This window comes from Chloroflexus islandicus, from assembly GCF_001650695.1.
Lineage (GTDB): Bacteria > Chloroflexota > Chloroflexia > Chloroflexales > Chloroflexaceae > Chloroflexus > Chloroflexus islandicus.
Genome location: NZ_LWQS01000063.1, coordinates 1 through 17934, shown reverse-complemented (window position 1 = coordinate 17934; position 17934 = coordinate 1). Strand labels below are relative to the sequence as shown.

The following is a 17934-nucleotide window of genomic DNA, read 5'->3' as shown; positions in this document are numbered from 1 at the left end:
CCCCTTTATGCCTCCCGCCGTGGCTGCCCCGATGGGCAGATCCGTTCGAGCCAGACGATTCCGCTGATCGCAAGCACCAGCAGGCCGGCCACCACGAGGTAAGCCTCGGATGGCCGTGCTTGGGTGACATAGACTCCCACCAATCCACTCGCACCAGCCAGCAAATAACAGGTTAGCACCGCTTCGCGTTTGGTCATACCAAGCGCGTGCAGGCGGTGGGAGAGGTGATCTTTGCCGGCAGTGGTGAATGGATTGACCCGCCGGCGGAGCCGGGCCACGACGACGAGCGCGAGATCAAAGAGCGGCAATCCCAGTACGCAGACTGGCACCAGCCACGTCACTAGTGGGGTATTGCTCAGAAAGCGCAGCTTAATCGCCAATGCGGCCAGAATGAAGCCGATAAACAGGCTGCCGGTGTCCCCCATAAAGATGCTAGCCGGGTTGAAGTTGTAGCGCAGAAAGCCAATACAGGCCCCGATCAGGGCCGCCGACATCGCGCCGACCAACACCTGTCGCGGTTCATTCATCGCGGCCAGCAACAGGAAGAACGCAGCGGCGATTGTGGCTACCCCGCCGGATAGCCCATCCATGTTGTCGAGGAAATTGATCGCGTTGGTGATCACGATCACCCACAGCAGCGTGATCGCCCAATTCAGCGCCGGCCATGGAAAGAGTTGCACCTGCGTCCCGCCGAGCAGCAGGACGATCGCGGCCAGTGTTTGCCCGGCCAGCTTGACGAGCGCCGGCATCCCCCAGCGGTCGTCGGCCAACCCAAACAGCGATACGATCGTCGCGCCGAGCAAAATCCCGATCAATTCGCGAATATGGGCCTGATCGCCAAAGATGAGCAAGGCGGCGACGAACGCCGCGTAGATCGCCGCCCCACCAAGCAGCGGGATCGGCGTGGTATGGCTGTCGCGCGCGCGGGGCACCGCGATGACGCCGCTGCGCAGCGCTGCCCGCCGCGCGATCGGCGTGGCGAGGATTGAGAAGGTGAGTGCGGCGATCAAGATGAGGGCGATATTAGCCATAACCTATCGTTTCAGCGCCAAGCAGCCGCGTAGGGTTTTGGCGTCATTTGCGCGCCTGTTCAATCAGCGCAATCAACTGCTCGACCCGCGCCAGCTCGTTGATGCGCCCGCTGCTCTGCAAAACCGCCCGCATGCGGCGCGCTTCAGCGAGCGCCGCATCGTATTGCAGCGTTTCGCTGAGGATCAGGGTGTATTGCTCGCTCAGCGCAGCATTGTCGGGTTGAATAGCAACCGCACGTGCATACGGTACGGCTGCGCCGGCCATATCGTTGGTCTGCACCGCTAGCCGGGCCACGGCGGCGTACAAGCCGGCAGCCTGTGCGGTGAGGGTGGGTAGTTCGATGGCCCGTTCGGGCTTGCCTTGCGCTTCGGCCAACGCCTGAGCAGCCCGCTCGGCCTGCACAGCAAAAGCATCACGGAGTTGGTTGAGCAGATCGGGCCGGCTGCTGAGACCCCGCGCAATCCGGTCGAGGTTATCAACCATCTGCTGCGGCGCCTGTTCAATGGCTTGCAGGTAGAAGGCCGTGGCCGCATCGAGATCGCCGGTGCGGAAGCGCACTAAATCGCCACGGCGGAGGGCAGTGTCGCCAAAACGCGGATCAAGGCTGGCTGAGGTTTGCAACAGCTCATCAGCCTGCTGGAAAAAGGCTCCGGCTTGAGCGGCGTCGCCGTTGGTCGTCGCGTGTTCGGCTAGTTGCATCAACACGCCAGCCCGTTCGTTCATTAGGGCCACATCCTGCGGCGCAATCTCGGCCACCCGCTCGTACCACCGCAGCGCCGTATACAACCGCTGCGCGTCTCCCGTCCACCCATACCAGAAGGTGTTGATCCGGCCCAAATTAGCGTAGTGATCCTTGTTAAGGGGGCTCAGTTGGTGGGCGCGCTCTAAGGCGGCCTCGGCGTAGGCGAGCAGGCTCAGCGGCGATGAGCGTTGGACGAAGGCGGAAACCGCTTCCACGCTATCAAGCCGCAGCAGTGCGTCGAGATCGGGCTTGCCGGCATCGCCAATCGCCGCACCTTGCGCGCGCAGCGCATCGGCGAGGTTCATCAGCGTGCGGGCGAGATGCAGGTAGTAGAAATCTTCGCCGGGATTAGCCCGGATAGTAGCGATCGACTCGTTGAGGGCGGCCAATAGCGCTCGCGCTGACGTTTGCCCCTGCTCGCTATAGCTTTGCGCTTGCTGGAAGCGCATATCGGCATAGACCGGCTGGATGTTCAGCCACCAGATCAAACCGGCAGCGACGAAGCCGATCAAGCTGGCAGTACCGAGCATACCGGCAGCAGGCCGGCGCGCGGCGGGCCGGCGCGCGGGTGCGCGCTGCTGGCCGCGCCGGGCCGGTTGGCGCGCTGCTGGCTTGGTTGCAGCGACCGGCTCAGGCGCCGGCGCCGGTTCTTGGCTGCGCTCGATCCGTTCAGCCGCAATGGCAAGACCCAACAGCAGCCAAAACATCATCAACGTCGCCACAATCGGGATGCCGGTCAAACCTTCGACCAGATGGGCCGTGATCGCGCTCAGGATAGCGATGATCAGCAATTGGTGTCGCCAACTGGCCGGCTGGCGCAATTGGCGCAGGCAGAACCAGACAAAGCTGCCGATCAGCCAGAGATATGCGGCGAGCCCCAGCAATCCTTTGGTGACAATTTCATCGAGAAAAGCCTGATGCGAGCGGTCGGGCGACGCGCCGCGCGCTTCGACATTGGCCAGCAACGGCGGGTAGAACCGGTTGAACGCGACAAACATACTCTCTGGCCCCCAACCGATCAGCAATCGCAGCGGGTCGCTGGTGATGAGACCAATGGTTCCGCCGGCGTGCTCATCTCCCACCCAGATCAAACGTCGCACCAAGCCGGTGCCGCTCTCGACTTCCAACAGCCGGCCCATCCGGCCAAGGTAGGGCACCTCGCGCAATTGGGTAAAGAAGGGCGCATCCGAGAGATTAAACGCGATCAGAAAGCCGCCGGTCGCCAGCGTGATTGCTACCCAAGCCGCCAGCGCCTGCGCCAGCAACCGGCTGCCGCGCAGATTGCCGCTCGCCTGTAGCCGTTTTCGTCCATACCACAGCGTAAGTGATACGAACAGAAACAGGCCTGCTCCCAAGCCAATCCACGGCCCGCGGCTCTGGCTAAAGAAGATGGTGACGAGGACAAGACCGAGCACGATGGCGCTAGCCGCGGCTTTGAGCTGCCATCCCAACCGCGATGGCTCCGCCGGCGCTGGGCCAAACAGGGTTAACCCATAGCCAGCGAGCAGCGCAACCACTGCCAACCCCAACCACAGCCACCAATCGAGTGCATTGGCGGCAAGGTCGGGAGTCGCGAATTGTTGCACGCCGGCGGTGGCATTGACGGCAAAAGCCAGCCCAAAACCGAGCAGATACGCAAAGGTGAGCAACAGAGGCCAGCGTGGCAGCGGTTGGCTGCGGTTGATCGTCAGCAACCACCAGAGCGCTGTCGCGCAGATCACTGCCCCCGGAAAAAGCCACCAGTAGCGGAAATCAATCGTGCGGATCGCAACGCTAAACTTTAAAATCGCGATGGTCAGCAGCGTGCCAGCCAGCCAGAGCAAGCCGCGCGCGATTGCCCAGCGCCATTCGGCAGCCGGTTGGGGCGCGCGCGGCGCAGTGCGAGCGGCGGCGAGCGCCGCGAGCAGCCGGTAGAGCGCCAGCGGCACGATCATTATCAGATACGCCGCCACAAAGATCGAATTGCCGAGCGTCGAAGCCACCCGTGCAATCACATCGCCGCGCCACGGCAGCGGGTCGAGCTGGTAGTGCTGCATAATGCCGTACACTGCCACCACCGCAGCAGCGGCGAGACTCACCGTGATCAACCGTTCGCGTTGGGCAGGGGTGCGCATAGTGAATGCCACCAATACGCCGAGCATGAGGTAAGAGAGATAGGTGTACAGCCCCTGCATGCGCTGGTACGAACCCCACAAACTGGCGGCGGGGGTAATCGAAGTAATGGTCGTCAGGATAAAGACGGCGGTGTAGGCAACCGTTGGCCAAAAGAGCGGCGTTGCGCGCAGCGAGGCCCACCACGAGCCGTTCGTTGATGGCTGATCTGAAGTGCGCTGATTCAGCCAATCGATCAGCCAAACGATCGCCGCAGCGACTCCGATCAGCGCCAGCGAACGCAATGTTGCCGCTTTATCAGGCTCAAAATGGCGCGCGGAATAGAGGTTGAAGTAGATTGGCACCAGCGTCAGCGCCAGCAACCAGCTCGCCTCAACAATCCACGCGCTCCAGCGACTGAGTGAACTTTGGGGGGACATAGTAGCGACAACGGCCTCTCTAGTGGGGCAGCCGATTGGCCGCCCTGCTCATCGGGTTATGAAGCTCGCTGGGGGGACGGCTCGTGGGTAGTCCCGGCCATCCCTCCTTTCCACGCCTGCGCCCGTTCCAAAATCTGGCGGGCATTGGCCCGGCTATGGTCGTTGGGTACACCGTCGAGCATAGCCGCAATCTCATCGATCCGTTGTTCGGGAGACAACGGCTCAACGCTGGTGCGGGTGCGTCCGGCGACCACTTCTTTACGGATATGGTAATGGGCATTGGCGAAAGCGGCGACTTGTGGCAGGTGGGTAATACACAACACCTGATGGCGCTGGCTGATCGCCCACAACTTCTGGCCGACCACATGGCCGGCGCGCCCACCCACCCCAGCGTCAACCTCATCAAAAATCAGGGTCGGCACCTCATCAACCTGCGACAAAATCGATTTGAGCGCCAACAGCAAGCGCGCGCTTTCGCCGCCGGAAGCGATGCGGGCCAGCGGCTTCAATGGCTCGCCGGGGTTCGGTGAAATCAGAAACTCGACCCGGTCGATACCGGTGCGATCGCAGGCCAGCCGGCGACCATTGATCAGCGGGCCGTTTGGGTCATCGCTGTGATCAATCTGGACGGCGAACTGGACATTCGGCATCGCCAAATCGCGCATTGCCGTGCTGATTTGGCGGCTTAACTCCTCACCGGCCTGCCGCCGCCGTTGCGACAGCTCAAGCGCGCGGCGGGCCAATTCAGCGAGCAGGAGTTGCTCTTGCGTCTCAAGGGCAGCGATTTGGGCGGCGCTGTTGCTCAACCGCTCGATCTCAGCCTCAGCGCTGGCGGCCCGTTCGATCAACGTTGCCAAGTCGACGCCATATTTGCGTTGCAGATCACGCAACACGGTGAGGCGATCTTCAATCGCATCGAGCCGGCGCGGATCAACGTCGAGATCGGCGCGATAGCGGCGCAACCCGATCACCAGTTCTTCGAGCTGGTAATGCAACTCAGTGGCTTGCTGGGCCAGCGGCCCGGCCCGCTCATCGAAACGGGCCAGCTCGGTCAGCGCATCAACCGCCAGCGATAGCAACTCAACCGCCGGACGCCCGCCACGTCCCTCGCCACCGGTGTACAACGCCCGGTATGCCTCATCGGCTAGCGTGGCAATGCGGGTCGCATTCTGCACAATCGAACGCTCGCGCAGCAACGCTTCCTCTTCGCCCGGCTTGAGCTTCGCCGCCGCCACATCGGCGCGCAGCATCTCTAGCTCCTCGATCCGGGCCTGCCGGCGCGCTTCGCCGGTGCGCAGATCGGCCAACTGGGCCTGCACCGCGCGCAATGCGGCCAATTGTTCGGCCACTTGCTGGCGGAGCGGCAACAGATCGCCGAAGCGGTCGAGTAGCTCAAGGTGGGTGCGCGAGTTAAAGAGCGATTGGCCTTCGTGCTGGCCATGAATATCGATCAAACGGCTGCCGATTTCGCGCAGGGTGGCGCTATTGACAGCCCGGCCATTAATGCGGGCGACGCTCCGCCCCGACTCCGCCGAAATCTCGCGGGCAAGGATGACCTGATCATCGTCTTCGTCTAGCAGATCGTGTTCGGCGAGCAGGGGGAGCAGATGCGGGCAGTCATCAAGGCTAAAGACGCCCTCAATCCGGGCGCGCGCGCAGCCGGCACGCACAAAGGTGGGATCAACCCGTTCGCCGCGCAAGGTGCCGAGGGCATCAATAATGATCGACTTACCGGCGCCGGTTTCGCCGGTCAGCACATTAAAGCCCTGCTCAAAGCGCAGATGCAGACGGTCAATAATGGCAAAATCCTGAATCTGCAACTCAATTAGCATACGGCAGGCGCAGTACCCGTCTGAGCGTTTAATTGCCGGAACGTGATGCGATAGCTACACGCATTGCATTGTACCACAACCGTCTTGTCCACCGGTTGTTGGAAAAAGTAGCACAAAAGTTCTTGACAGTCAATCACATCTCTGCTATACTTCCGAACAAGTGAGCGAAAGAACCTTTGTTCTACTATGACACTAGCCGTTTCGCGGAGGAGGGCTGCTATGGCAGTAACAAGTCGTGAAATCCGTTCACCGCGCCGGATGTCTACGATGGCCGTGCCGGCGCCAGCTCTCGGCACCACGGCATATATCGTGACCGGCTTGCTGGCAGTGTTGGCGCTGTACGTGCTGGTCAGCGCCGTCATTAGCTGGGGGCAAGTAGTGGTTGACGACTGGCGATATGGGCGGCCCCGCACGTTCCACCTGACGGCGGATGTCGGTCGCGCCGAGGAGACCGTTGGGCCGACGCGCCTGATTGCAATGAATCTCGACCGGCAAGTATTGATCCTCGAAATCCCCGGTGGTGACGTGAGCAAGACGCGCACGCTGATCGGGCCGTACTTGGTCGGGGCGAACGAGGACTTGACGCCGATCACGATGCGCTTGGCCGATCTGAATGGCGATGCCTTGCCCGATCTGGTGGTTGGGATTAAGAATGAAGAGATCGTCTACCTGAATCGTGGTGACAGCTTCGGTCTCGTAACTGCCGAAGAGCGGCAGCAGATCGTGCGCCAGATGGGTCGTTAGAAAGCAGGGTTCTATGGCGGCTGGCAAACGTTGTCTGAGGCAACCGCGAGCTGGTGGTTGGCAGGTGGTGGGGGTGAGCCGGGAAGGGTTGGTTGCGGTTTGGGTGATGCGCGGATATCACGCTGTGGGCAGGCGCGCTCGCCTAAGAGGCGCGCAACGCAATCACAAGACAGCTCTTGGCAGATGTGCCCGCCGGCATCCGGCGGGCACGCTGGTTGTTGTGGGGAGTGGTCGCTCAAAACGCCACGCACATTTGGGTGGATAGGTACTGGATAGGTGTGTCACGTTTACCAGTGAGAACGCATGGCTATTCGGTGGTTGAGCGTATCGTCGATCGTAACTGTTGATCGCTGTGCGATGTCTCAACGCTCGATTCTGCGCTTCCCTCTCCCGCACAAGTGTTCATGGGCGGACAGAACGTATGCTGCTGATGGCCCTCACCCCCCAGCCTCTTTCCCACTGTAATTCAAGGGCGGACAGAACATTTGTCTGGAACCCGGCCCTGAAGGGCCGGGCTAGGGGTACGAAGCCCGCTGCGCGGGCTGATGCCCCAACCCCTTGCCCCTCCCCTGCTGGGGGAGGGGTGATGAGGAGCGCAGTACGGGGCTTTACGGCATCGCACAGCGATCGAGCGTTGTACTCGATCAATCATTCTGTCCGCCCCTCAACCCACTGTGCCGGCAGATCTACGTTCTGTTTGGTAATGTCTAGCGTGCGGCAGGAGCACTGCCGCAGCGGCCCTCGTATGGAGTGCGGCAGTATTACTGCCGCAGTGGTGAAGGTTGGAATGCGGCGGCGCCACTGCCGCCTAGCAGTCGCTACCGTAGTAGTGCAAGTGTTTCTGCCTTATACAACCTACCGGCATAGTGTCATATCGCTACTCATCGCTCCGCGTCACCCCCGGCACCTCACAGATCACATCCGGGCCGTACAATCCCGCCGGGGTCTGAAAGCCGGCGCTTGCGTGGCCGTTCAAGACCCGCTGCACGATCAGCAGCGCCGTCTGTACAGTAAGCGCATAGCCCTCTGGGCCGGTCAAGCGACTGGTGACGCGCCGTCCCGTCGCATCGGTGACTTCCCCTACGATGATGCTCCGCCCGCTGGCGCGGGTGGCAGCATCGGGGCCGCGCAACGTCCGTGCTAGCAGGCGGCGCAGTCCGTTTCGGATCAGGGGAAGCTGTGCAATGGGCAACAGCCGTCGCGTGAGATCGATCCAGCGCCGTGAGCGCCGTGGGATTGCTACGAAGGTCTTGATGTTGGGAATGCCGGTCGTGTAATAGGCAGTGGCGACATCTCCCCACGGAATGCTTACGCACGGCTGCGGCCCGCGCCCAAAGTCGAACATGCGCACCTCGTGCAACGGCGGCGTGATGATAAGCTGGCCGTTGCGCCGCTCACAACCGCGCGCAGCCATGGTCAACATCGTAATCGCGGTGCCGCGCGAAATGCTGCCAAGGGCGCGAAACGCCAGCGCCAACGACGTCGCTCCCGGCAACCGGCGAGCAAGGTGAGCAGCCAGACAATCGGAGGGCACAACATCAAAACCAACTCCCGGCATCAACATCACTCCCGCTTGCTGGGCAGCGGCATCTTGTTTGGCTGCGGCCTCAAAGACGCTAATCTCGCCGGTGATGTCGAGGTAGTGAACACCTGTTTCTAGGCATGCCTCAATCATCGGCGCGCTGGTCTCTTGGAAAGGGCCGGCGCAGTGCAGCACTACTTGCGCGCCTTGCAATGCTTGGCGTAACCCTGCTCGATCCTCAAGCCGGCAAATGGTGAATGGCAATCCGAGCGAGGTGGCCAACGTCCTCACTGCATCCGCATTACGTCCGGCCAGCCGCGGTCGCAGACCGGCTGCTACTGCCGCGCGGGCAATCAGTTCGCCGGTGTAGCCGTTTGCGCCGTAAATGATCCAGTCGTTCATTGGTTTTGGTTTCTCTCGTCCACGGAGCGAAGATGAGGCTGGTGCTGTGCAATTTGTTGCTCGTTCTCATCATACACTATGGAATAGCCACAAAAAGCCACAAAAGGCACAAAGATCCTGATGGTCATCCTTTTGGTTAGTGGCATCCTAGCTCACCCAGTGGACTTCGGAAGGATCGTCTAGCCCTTGCGGGTTGGGGTTCTGTCCAGCGGGAAGCGGTTAGTCGCGGTTTGGTGCGGGCGGGCGGGCCGCCCGCGCTCCGTGACAGGGGGCGGGGCGCGGGCCGCTGGCCCGCATCGATAGCCACCAAAAGACACAAAATTAGGCAGGCTATCCGTATTCCATCCCCGCTCGCGGAGCGGACCGCGCTCCGTGACAGGGGGCGGGGCGCGGGCCGCTGGCCCGCATCGATAGCCACCAAAAGACACAAAATTAGGCAGGCTATCCGTATTCCATCCCCGCTCGCGGAGCGGACTTCAGCATGATAGCCCAGCCCTTGCGGGTTGGGGTTCTGTCCAGCGGGAAGCGGTTAGTCGCGGTTTGGTGTGGGCGGGTGGGCCGCTGGCCCGCATCGATAGCCACAAAAAGACACAAAAGACGCAAAATCGGTGGGCATCTGTATTCATCCGAGTCCGCGCCGCGGGTTTCGGAACGATCGCCCGGCATCAGGGCCGGGATATTGTGGGCGGTGGGGCTTGAAATAGCCACAAAAACACTCAAAAGACACAAAATTAGGCAGGCTATCCGTATTCCATCCCCGCTCACGGAGCGGACCGCGCTCCGTGACAGGGTGCGGGGCGCGGGCCGCTGGCCTGCATCGATAGCCGCAAAAGGCGCAAAATTGGGTAGGCTATCCGTATTCCATCCCCGCTCGCGGAGCGGACTTTGGCATGATCGCCCAGCCTTTGCGGGTTGAGGAGGTGGCTCCCACCACTTGCCCCTCCCCTAGCGGGGGAGGGGCGGACAGCTATGAAGTGCGGCAGTTTGACTGCCGCACTCCATAGCCGGCAAGCGGGGCGATACTGTACAGACGCAACGCAAGCCAAGGTGCAACGACGGTACACGCCAAGACGCGAAAGGCGCGCAGGGTCGTAGCGGTTTGGGAAGGGGAGGGGCAAGGACGGGCGGAACATAGGTTTCGGATCCTGTCTCTGAAGGGCGAGGCTAGGGTAACAAAACCCGCTTGCCGGTTGTCATTGCGAGGGAGTGGCGGCGTCCAGCGCGGCTGGGAGCCGCCCAACCGAAGCAATCTCCCACGAGAGCGGGAACAATGCCTGAGCGGAATTCCGTTCGCGCTCGCGGGGGATGGCTTCGCTGCGGGACAGCGCGTTGCGTTGCCCCTCCGCTCGCAATGACAGCGGGGGATAGGCCGGAACCCAGTGACGAAACTCACTGCGCGGGAGCGGGGCTGGGGGTGAGTGTACACCGGCGCATTGCAAAGCCATGAACCGCACCTGCGCTCATGCGTTCTGTCCGCCCTTGAACCCGCTGGGGGAGGGGTGATGAAGAGCTACACACAACCTCCACGTTGACCAGCGTCTGTTTCGCCCCTTTTACGAGCGGTTATGGCTATCGCCGCTCATTCCTAAACCGCTGCGCGGGCTTCGGAAGGATCGTCCAGCCCTTGCGGGTTGGAGGCGGGGGCCTGCACAGCGGGAAGCGGTTGGTCGCGGTTTGGTGTGGGCGGGCGGGCCGCCCGCGCTCCGTGACAGGGTGCGGGGCGCGGGCCGTTGGCCCGCATCGATAGCCACCAAAAGACACAAAAGACGCAACAATGGGAATCGTTTTGTCTCTCTTGTGTCTCTTTGTGGCGATTCCACTCCAGCCTGTGCAGCGGGCTTTGTAATCATAGCATGGTCTATCAGGGCCGGGGGATGGTACGGGCGGTACGGGCATTAGAATAGTCGCAAAAAGACGCAAAAGGCGCAAAAATGTTGATGGTTCCCCTTTGCGTCATGTGTGTCTTTTCGTGGCTATTCCCAAATCAGGCCCGCCATTATAGGAGAGCCTCGCAATCCGATGTATCATAACCATTGCGAGCTGCGATAACGACTGATCGCTATCATCCGTTGCCTTGAACGAGAGATTCCTATGCACACCGACCTCTGTTTGCAACCGGCGACCGCCATTGCCCGTTTGATCCGCCAGCGCGCCGTCTCGGCCAGCGAAGTGCTTGAGGCGCATCTAGCCCGGATTGAAAAGCTCAATCCGTTGGTGAACGCGATTGTCACGCTCGATGTGACTGGTGCGCGGGATCGCGCGCGCGCCATTGACGAGGCGCTGGCGCGTGGTGAAGACCCCGGCCCGTTGGCTGGCTTGCCGGTGGCGCATAAAGATTTGGCCGAAACCAAAGGTATGCGCACCACGTATGGCTCGCCGATCTTCGCCGATTTTGTGCCCGATTTCGATGCTCTGATCGTGGCCCGCCTCAAAGCCGCCGGCGCCGTGACCATTGGCAAGACCAACACACCCGAATTTGGCGCCGGTTCGCAAACCTTTAACCCCGTTTTTGGCGCTACCCGCAATCCCTACGACCTGAGCAAAACCTGCGGCGGTAGTAGTGGCGGCGCGGCAGTGGCGTTGGCGTGCGGGATGATCCCGATTGCCGATGGGAGCGATTTGGGCGGTTCGCTGCGCAATCCAGCCGGCTATTGCAATGTGGTCGGTTTTCGCACCTCTCCCGGTCGCGTCCCGGTCTGGCCCGATCCCACCCCATACCTGCCGTTTGCAATCGATGGCCCAATGGCGCGCACGGTGGCTGATATTGCGCTGGTCTTGCAAGCGATTGCCGGCCCCGACCCGCGTGCGCCGCTCTCGATCAGCGAGCCGGCCAGCATCTTTGCCCAACCGCTCGAACGCGATCTGCGCGGGGTGCGGGTGGCGTGGAGTCCGGATTTGGGCGGTTTGCCGGTTGATCCACGAGTGAGCGATGTGATCGCCGCGCAACGGGCCGTGTTCGAGCAGCTCGGTTGCATTGTGGAAGAGGCGACCCCCGATCTGAGCGACGCCGACGAGATCTTTCAGGTGATGCGCGCCTTTCGCTACGAGTTGACCCTCGGTGAGTTGCTCGACCGCGAACGTGCGCGTATGAAAGATACGGTGGTGTGGAATATCGAAGCTGGGCGGGCGCTGAGTGGGCCGCAAGTCGGGCGCGCCATGCGTTTGCACGCGGCGTTGCTGGCCCGTCTGCACGAGTTTATGCAGCGCTACGAATTCATCATCGCGCCGGTGAGCCAAGTGCCGCCGTTCCCGGTCGAGCAACCGTATATCACTGAAATCAATGGTGTGCCGATGCGCAACTATATCGAGTGGATGCGCTCGTGTTACTACATCTCGGTCTGTAACACGCCGGCCATCGCCGTGCCGGCAGGCTTCACCCGTGATGGGTTGCCGGTTGGATTGCAGATCATTGGTCGTCCCCGTGCCGATTTCAGCGTCTTGCAACTGGCTTACGCCTATGAACAGGCGACGCAGCACTGGCGGCGCCATCCGCAATTGGCGACGGTGTGAAAGCGACAGTGCTATAATGCAGACGTGCAAACGAGATCACTGCCAGCCGTAATACCATCAACGCTGGGACGGCCCCACATCATCTTCTTCTGTGAGCTTGAAGGGCCGGCCCTGCTTGAGTTGTTCGCTACACCGGGGTTGCTCGACTTTCTCGCCGCCGGTGAATACGGCGTTGCTGTCGCGCTGCACAATCTCTCGCCAGAGACGGCGCAAGCAATTGCTACGCTGAACCAGCACCAGATTCCGGTGGTTGCATGGTTGCTGTTGCCGGCGGAAGAGGGGTTCTGGTTTAACCTCCAGAACTATCCGCAAGCGATTGAGCGCTACCGGGCCGCGCGGCAGTGGGCGATCGCGCACAAGCTGCACTTTCAGGCGATTGGGCTTGATATTGAGCCGCCGCTAGGGGAAGTGATCGCGAGCCGGCGGCGTGGGATTCGTGACATTGCTCGCCGGATTTGGCTCGCCCACGAAAATGTCTTGTACGAGAGCGCGCGGGCCGCTTACGTCGATCTGATCGCCGAAATGCATCACGACGGTTACGAGGTGCATACCTACCAATTGCCCTTGATTGTTGATGATCGGCGCGCCGCGACTACGACCATTCAACGTGCGCTCGATATTGTCGATCTGCCGGCTGACGTTGAGGTATTGCTCTGCTTTAGCAGTATTCCGATCGAAAAATTGGGCAACGATCTCGGCGGCGCCCTGATCGACAGTTACGGCCCGGCGGCTGATGCGATCGGGGTCGGTTGTATCGTCGGCAGCGCGGTGCGATCAAGCAGCGCCGAAGACTTGCCTCCGCTCGCGTGGGATGCGCTCGAACGTGATTTGCAACTCGCTGCCCATCACACCGATACCATTTACCTCTTTTCGCTTGAAGGGTGTGTGGAACGCGGCTTATTGCCGCGTCTCAACCAGATTGATTGGACGGCGACGCCACGGCCTGATCTGGCCAAGCGGCTGGTGATCCAGAGTTTGCGAACCGTACTGCTGATCGTGATGCTGATGATGCGGTTTAGCCGTCCGTTGCTAGCATGGTCGGGCTGGATCGTCGCCGCCTTCTTGTTCTTCCGTTTACGCCAACACAAACGCTATGACAACCACTGAACTCACTGAGGTAGAAGCGGCGCTGCGCGCCGAGATGGTGCTGTGCGGTCGTTTATTGTATGACCGCGGATTGATCGTTGCCGGCGACGGCAATCTCTCGGCGCGGTTGCCAGATGGCACAATCCTGATGACGCCGGCGGGCTTGGCGAAGGGCATGTTAACCGTTGACGATTTGGTCGTGGTTGATCTCGATGGCCGCTTGATCCGGGGTGCACCGGGCCGCCAACCATCGTCCGAGCGCTATCTGCACCTCTTTGTCTATCGCCAGCGTCCCGATGTAATGGCGTGCGTCCATGCCCATCCGCCCACAGCAGTAGGCGCGACGCTGGCCGGCGTTAACTTAGCAGAACCATTGTTGCCGGAGGCGCTGATCGCGCTAGGGCCGATCCCAACCGCGCCCTACGCGCTAACCGGCACACCCGAAATGGGTGCGGCGATTGCCCCGTTTGTCGCCGATCACGAAGCCATCTTGCTAGCCTACCACGGCGCCTTGACTTACGGCGCTACGTTGATGCAGGCCTTTCATCGTATGGAACAAATTGAACACTGTGCGCGCACCCTACTGGCGGCCCATCTCTTCGGCGGCGCGCGTCCGTTGCCGCCCGAACGGCTCGCCGAATTAGCCGAGGTGCGGCGCGCATTTCGGGCCGCTGGACGCATTTAGAGGAGGCACCAATGAAGCTTTCTCCAGCGAAAGTTGAGCAACTTGCGACGATGCTCGTCGATGTGTTGGCCGAGACGGATGGGGTGCTGTTTCAAGCTGGCGATCCGGAACTGCGGGCGGCTATTGTTGATATTATGACCGATGAGCTCGAGGTGGAAGATCGGCTGAACGCCGAGGTGCATCAGATGTTGCAGGCGTATAAATACGAGATTACGCACGAGCGGCTTGATTACGACACGCTCTTTCGCCGGTTGCGCCAGCGCCTAATTGCCGAACGCAAGATTGTGCTCTAGACAAGGTTGCCGTGTGAAGCAATGGATTGCCGATCACCTCATGACCGATCCGCGTGAACAGACCACGGCGGTGACCGATTTGGCGCTGGCAGGGGCGGCGTTGCTGGCGATACGACGTTTGCGTGGTCCCGCAGGTTGGCGCCGGCGCATCTGGCAAGCCGCGTTTGCCCTCTTGGCCGCCAGCGGTGTGCTGGGGGCTATTGTGCATGGGTTGCGCCTCTCACCCTCAACCCGTGAACGTCTGTGGCAGCCGCTGAACGTGTTGCTGGCGCTGATCATCGCGCTCTTTGCTACGGCTGCGGTCAGCGATCGCTGGGGCGAACGAACCGGGCAGCGGGTTTTGCCGGCGCTGGCGCTGGCCGCTCCCGGTTTTGCGTGGCTCAGCCGGCGGTTGCAGCGGGGTTTTCTCGCGTTCATTATCTACGAATTGGTGGCGATGGTCAGTGCATTGGCGATCTACGCCGATTTGGCCCGGCGTCGCCAATTGCCCGGCGCTGATCGCATGACGCTGGGGATTTTAGTCACGATAGCCGCCGCTGGCATTCAGACCAGTTCGCTCGAAGTCGTGATTGGAGAGATACCATTCGACCACAACGGCCTCTTTCATCTGGTGCAATTGGCGGCCTTGCCGTTGTTGGTCGAGGGTGTGCGGAAATCGCTATGATGGGGTTTATCCGTTCACTCGGTTTTCTGGTTCTGCTAGTTCTCGTAACCGAAAGAAGGGTTGTATGAATCACGCGGAATTTCTTGGTTCACTCGGTTTTCTGGTTCTGCTAGTTCTCGTAACTGCGTGTGGCAACAGCGCCATTCCGTTGCGCGAGACGAAAGTTGTTGATGGCTTATCAATCACCCTCGACACACCCGACCGGCCCAAAATGAATACGGCGGTCGATTTTGTGGTGTTGCTCAGTGACGCGCAGGGCAATCCGGTTAATGACGCCAACGTGTATCTCGATCTCGATATGCCGGAGATGCCAATGGGGGTAACGCGACCGGTCGCCTTGCCGGACGGGCCGGGGCGTTATTGGGCGCGCACAGCGTATACCATGGAAGGCTGGTGGGAGATTACCGTTGTGGTGGAACGGGCTGAAACCACGTATCGAGCCACGTTTCGCCGTGATGTCTTGCAATAGAGGAGAAGGTTTGTTATGCGCTTGCGTCTTATTTTGGCGATGGTGTTGCTAGTGGCCGTGTTCATCTCAGGTTGTGGCCGCCAAGCAGCGTCGCCTCCCGCCGAAGCGGCGCCAATTGCACCAGTGATTGCCGCATCGGAACTCGTCGTCGGCCTCAACCGGCTGCCGTTTGGCTTATTGCAGGGTGGCGTGCCGCTCAATGATCCTAATCTTTCGCTTGACGTAACATTGTACTACGTTGGCCCCGGCGGCGATCGCACCCAGCCGGTCACGACCACCAAAGCCGTCTATCGTGGTCAAGGGTTGCCGGTCGGACTCTACGTTGCTTATGCCAACCTCGATCGGGCCGGCGGTTGGGAAGCCGAAATTGCCATTCCGCAGGCAAATGGTGCGCAAAAGAGCCGGATCCGGCTCGATGTTAGCGAACGCGCCTTTGCGCCGATGGTCGGTGATAAAGCCATTCCGTCACGCAATCTGACCGCGGCTGACGTGCCTGCGCTCGATCAGTTGACGTCGGATCCGCGGCCTGATCCTGATTTTTACCGGATGACCATTGCCGATGCCATAGCGAGCGGCAAACCGTTCGTGGTGACGTTCTCGACGCCAAGTTTCTGTCAAACAGCGGTCTGCGCACCGAATATGAGTGTTTTGAAGCAACTCAAGAGCGAATTTGGCGATCGGGTCAACTTCATTCACGTCGAGGTCTACCCCTATCCGTTCGGTGAGTCATACCAACAGGCGAAACTCGTGCCGGCCATGCAAGAGTGGAATCTGCGCACCGAGCCGTGGACATTCCTTGTCGATGGCAACGGTGTGATTCAAGCGCGCTACGAAGGCGGGATCACCTTCGACGAGCTACGACCGGCGATTGCCCAACTTGCGGCTGGTCAACCAGTCAACCCGATGCCGTAGAGCAGGGTTCGAGCGCCAATGCCACGCTTACCGGCCCGTCTTGCGCCGCTTCTTGCGGGGTCAAGACGGGCGAAACGCATGCGTCGAGCGGCGCGAAGATTGCCATCCATTCAGCCAGCGAACGTTGGCGAAACGCGGTCGCTAGCGCAGCGATGAGCATCGGCTGCGCAGCAGGGTCATACTGTACTGGAATGAGATCGGGCCGATTGAGCGTAGTGCAGACTCGTTGCCAGAAATGGGTTTCGAGCGCAGCGACCGCGAGAAAGCGGCCATCAGCCGTCTGATAGAGACGGTAACAAGCGAGACCGCCACTGAGCGTATCATCAGCCGCTAACCCGGCCATAGCCAGCGCCAGTGTTGGCGCATTAAGCCAACGGGCAGCAGCCAGCATTGACGTTTCGATTCGCCCGCCTTGGCCGGTCGTCGCACGGGCGATCAAGCCGGCCAAGACGGCGCTGGCGGCCATCAAGCCACTCACCATATCGGCGGCGTGAACACCGGGCACGCGCGGCGGCGGCTCGCCGGCAACGAGCAACCCGCTCAAAGCTTGGGCATTCAAATCGTGCAACGCCTCAGCGCGGCGCGGATGGGTTGCCGGCGCGCCGCCAATTGCCACGATCAGCAACCGCGGATTAGCCTGCAACAACACATCATCAGCCAGACCAAGCCGGCCAAGCGCACCCGGACGCAAGCCATCGATCAGCACATCGGCTGATTGCACCAAATCTCGCAAAACAGCCTGATCGGCCGGTTGGCGCAGATTGAGCTGCCGGCATTGCTTGGCGTGATTGAGCAGTGAAAAGAGCGGGTTTTCACCAGTCTGATCGAGGGGCGGTAGAGTACGCATCGGATCACCGCCGGGGCGTTCAATCTTGATCACCGTTGCCCCCAACCCGGCAAGGATCGCCGCACACAGCGGCCCCGGAATATAGCTGGCGATTTCAATCACCGACACGCCGCGCAACGTTTGCGAAAGGTTCAGCATAGCTCCTCACTGCTCGTCGTTCTGACCGATGCTCCTTCAATCGTAACACAGCTAGCGCGCACGGTTCGTTGCGAAAGTGGTGAAAAATTCACAAAATTGCTCGTGCTTTGGAAACTTGATTTAAGGCTTTATAAAGGGAAGAAACGTCAAATTTTGCACCCTCTTGACAACCTACGACCGGCGTGCTATACTACGCGGGCTGGAACGAACGAGGTCTCACTCGCGAGCAGCGAGGCAGACCAAACAAGTGGAGAGCAAACCCGAGCGAAACGCGCTGAAGACAATTCAGAGACGTCGCCAGGAAACTTCAGCAAGCTGAATTTTCCTGGTTTTGTTTTCTCCCTCGTTCCGCAGAAGCACCTTCACAACTGAATGACGAGTGAACCAGAGATAAACGCCACGTCAATTCGGTGACGGGAAACAGCGCAAGCTGTGGCTCAGCACCAATAATGTAGAGTTTGATCCTGGCTCAGGACGAACGCTGGCGGCGTGCCTAATGCATGCAAGTCGAACGCAGCGGCCTTG

The 17934-nt window shown here is 60.7% G+C and carries 13 protein-coding genes and 1 rRNA gene; 9 read left to right on the top strand and 5 right to left on the bottom strand.

Annotated elements, in window-relative coordinates; all coding sequences use genetic code 11:
* Positions 1–5 precede the first annotated feature (5 nt).
* The 3 genes from A6A03_RS12705 to recN are packed head-to-tail and all read right to left on the bottom strand — an operon-like array spanning position 6 to position 6137.
* Positions 6–1031 (bottom strand): MraY family glycosyltransferase, encoded by a 1026-nt coding sequence (locus A6A03_RS12705; protein WP_066788893.1) that lies wholly within the window; start codon positions 1029–1031, stop codon positions 6–8.
* Between the two features lie 43 nt (positions 1032–1074).
* Positions 1075–4305, bottom strand: coding sequence for a hypothetical protein (locus A6A03_RS12700; RefSeq protein ID WP_066788890.1), 3231 nt, complete (start codon positions 4303–4305; stop codon positions 1075–1077).
* A gap of 56 nt (positions 4306–4361) precedes the next feature.
* Entirely contained in the window at positions 4362–6137 is a 1776-nt protein-coding gene (gene recN / locus A6A03_RS12695; protein ID WP_066788887.1) for a DNA repair protein RecN, read from the bottom strand.
* Between the two features lie 219 nt (positions 6138–6356).
* On the opposite strand from recN, the gene A6A03_RS12690 reads away from it, so the two are divergent.
* Positions 6357–6881, top strand: coding sequence for a hypothetical protein (locus A6A03_RS12690; protein ID WP_066788884.1), 525 nt, complete (start codon positions 6357–6359; stop codon positions 6879–6881).
* Positions 6882–7758: 877 nt separating this feature from the next.
* On the opposite strand, the gene A6A03_RS12685 is transcribed toward A6A03_RS12690, so the two are convergent.
* Complete coding sequence (locus A6A03_RS12685; RefSeq protein ID WP_066788881.1) at positions 7759–8805, bottom strand: saccharopine dehydrogenase family protein; 1047 nt, start codon at positions 8803–8805, stop codon at positions 7759–7761.
* Between the two features lie 2091 nt (positions 8806–10896).
* On the opposite strand from A6A03_RS12685, the gene A6A03_RS12680 reads away from it, so the two are divergent.
* The 7 genes from A6A03_RS12680 to A6A03_RS12650 all read left to right on the top strand — a co-directional run bounded on the left by A6A03_RS12680 (position 10897) and on the right by A6A03_RS12650 (position 16424).
* Positions 10897–12315, top strand: a complete 1419-nt coding sequence (locus A6A03_RS12680; protein WP_066788877.1) for an amidase — start codon at positions 10897–10899, stop codon at positions 12313–12315.
* Between the two features lie 24 nt (positions 12316–12339).
* Positions 12340–13422: a hypothetical protein gene (locus tag A6A03_RS12675; RefSeq protein ID WP_066788874.1), complete on the top strand. Its 1083-nt coding sequence runs from the start codon at positions 12340–12342 to the stop codon at positions 13420–13422.
* Positions 13409–14086, top strand: coding sequence for a class II aldolase/adducin family protein (locus A6A03_RS12670; RefSeq protein WP_066788871.1), 678 nt, complete (start codon positions 13409–13411; stop codon positions 14084–14086). Before A6A03_RS12675 ends, A6A03_RS12670 begins: the two co-directional genes overlap by 14 nt.
* Positions 14087–14097: 11 nt before the next feature.
* The gene (locus tag A6A03_RS12665) at positions 14098–14379 is read left to right on the top strand and encodes a DUF507 family protein (protein WP_066788868.1); all 282 of its coding nucleotides are present in this window, start codon (positions 14098–14100) and stop codon (positions 14377–14379) included.
* 13 nt (positions 14380–14392) lie between these two features.
* Complete coding sequence (locus A6A03_RS12660) at positions 14393–15043, top strand: DUF6962 family protein (protein ID WP_245668977.1); 651 nt, start codon at positions 14393–14395, stop codon at positions 15041–15043.
* 64 nt (positions 15044–15107) lie between these two features.
* The gene (locus tag A6A03_RS12655) at positions 15108–15512 is read left to right on the top strand and encodes a FixH family protein (RefSeq protein ID WP_066788865.1); all 405 of its coding nucleotides are present in this window, start codon (positions 15108–15110) and stop codon (positions 15510–15512) included.
* Positions 15513–15527: 15 nt separating this feature from the next.
* Positions 15528–16424 carry a TlpA family protein disulfide reductase gene (locus tag A6A03_RS12650; protein ID WP_066788862.1) on the top strand — a complete coding sequence of 299 codons (897 nt, stop codon included), beginning with the start codon at positions 15528–15530 and terminating at the stop codon, positions 16422–16424.
* Here the strand turns inward: A6A03_RS12650 and A6A03_RS12645 are convergent.
* Complete coding sequence (locus A6A03_RS12645) at positions 16408–17409, bottom strand: CaiB/BaiF CoA transferase family protein (protein ID WP_066788859.1); 1002 nt, start codon at positions 17407–17409, stop codon at positions 16408–16410. The two genes, A6A03_RS12650 and A6A03_RS12645, sit on opposite strands and share 17 nt — an antisense overlap.
* Positions 17410–17855: 446 nt before the next feature.
* Here A6A03_RS12645 and A6A03_RS12640 point away from each other — a divergent pair.
* Positions 17856–17934 (top strand): 16S ribosomal RNA (locus A6A03_RS12640); the annotation flags it as partial.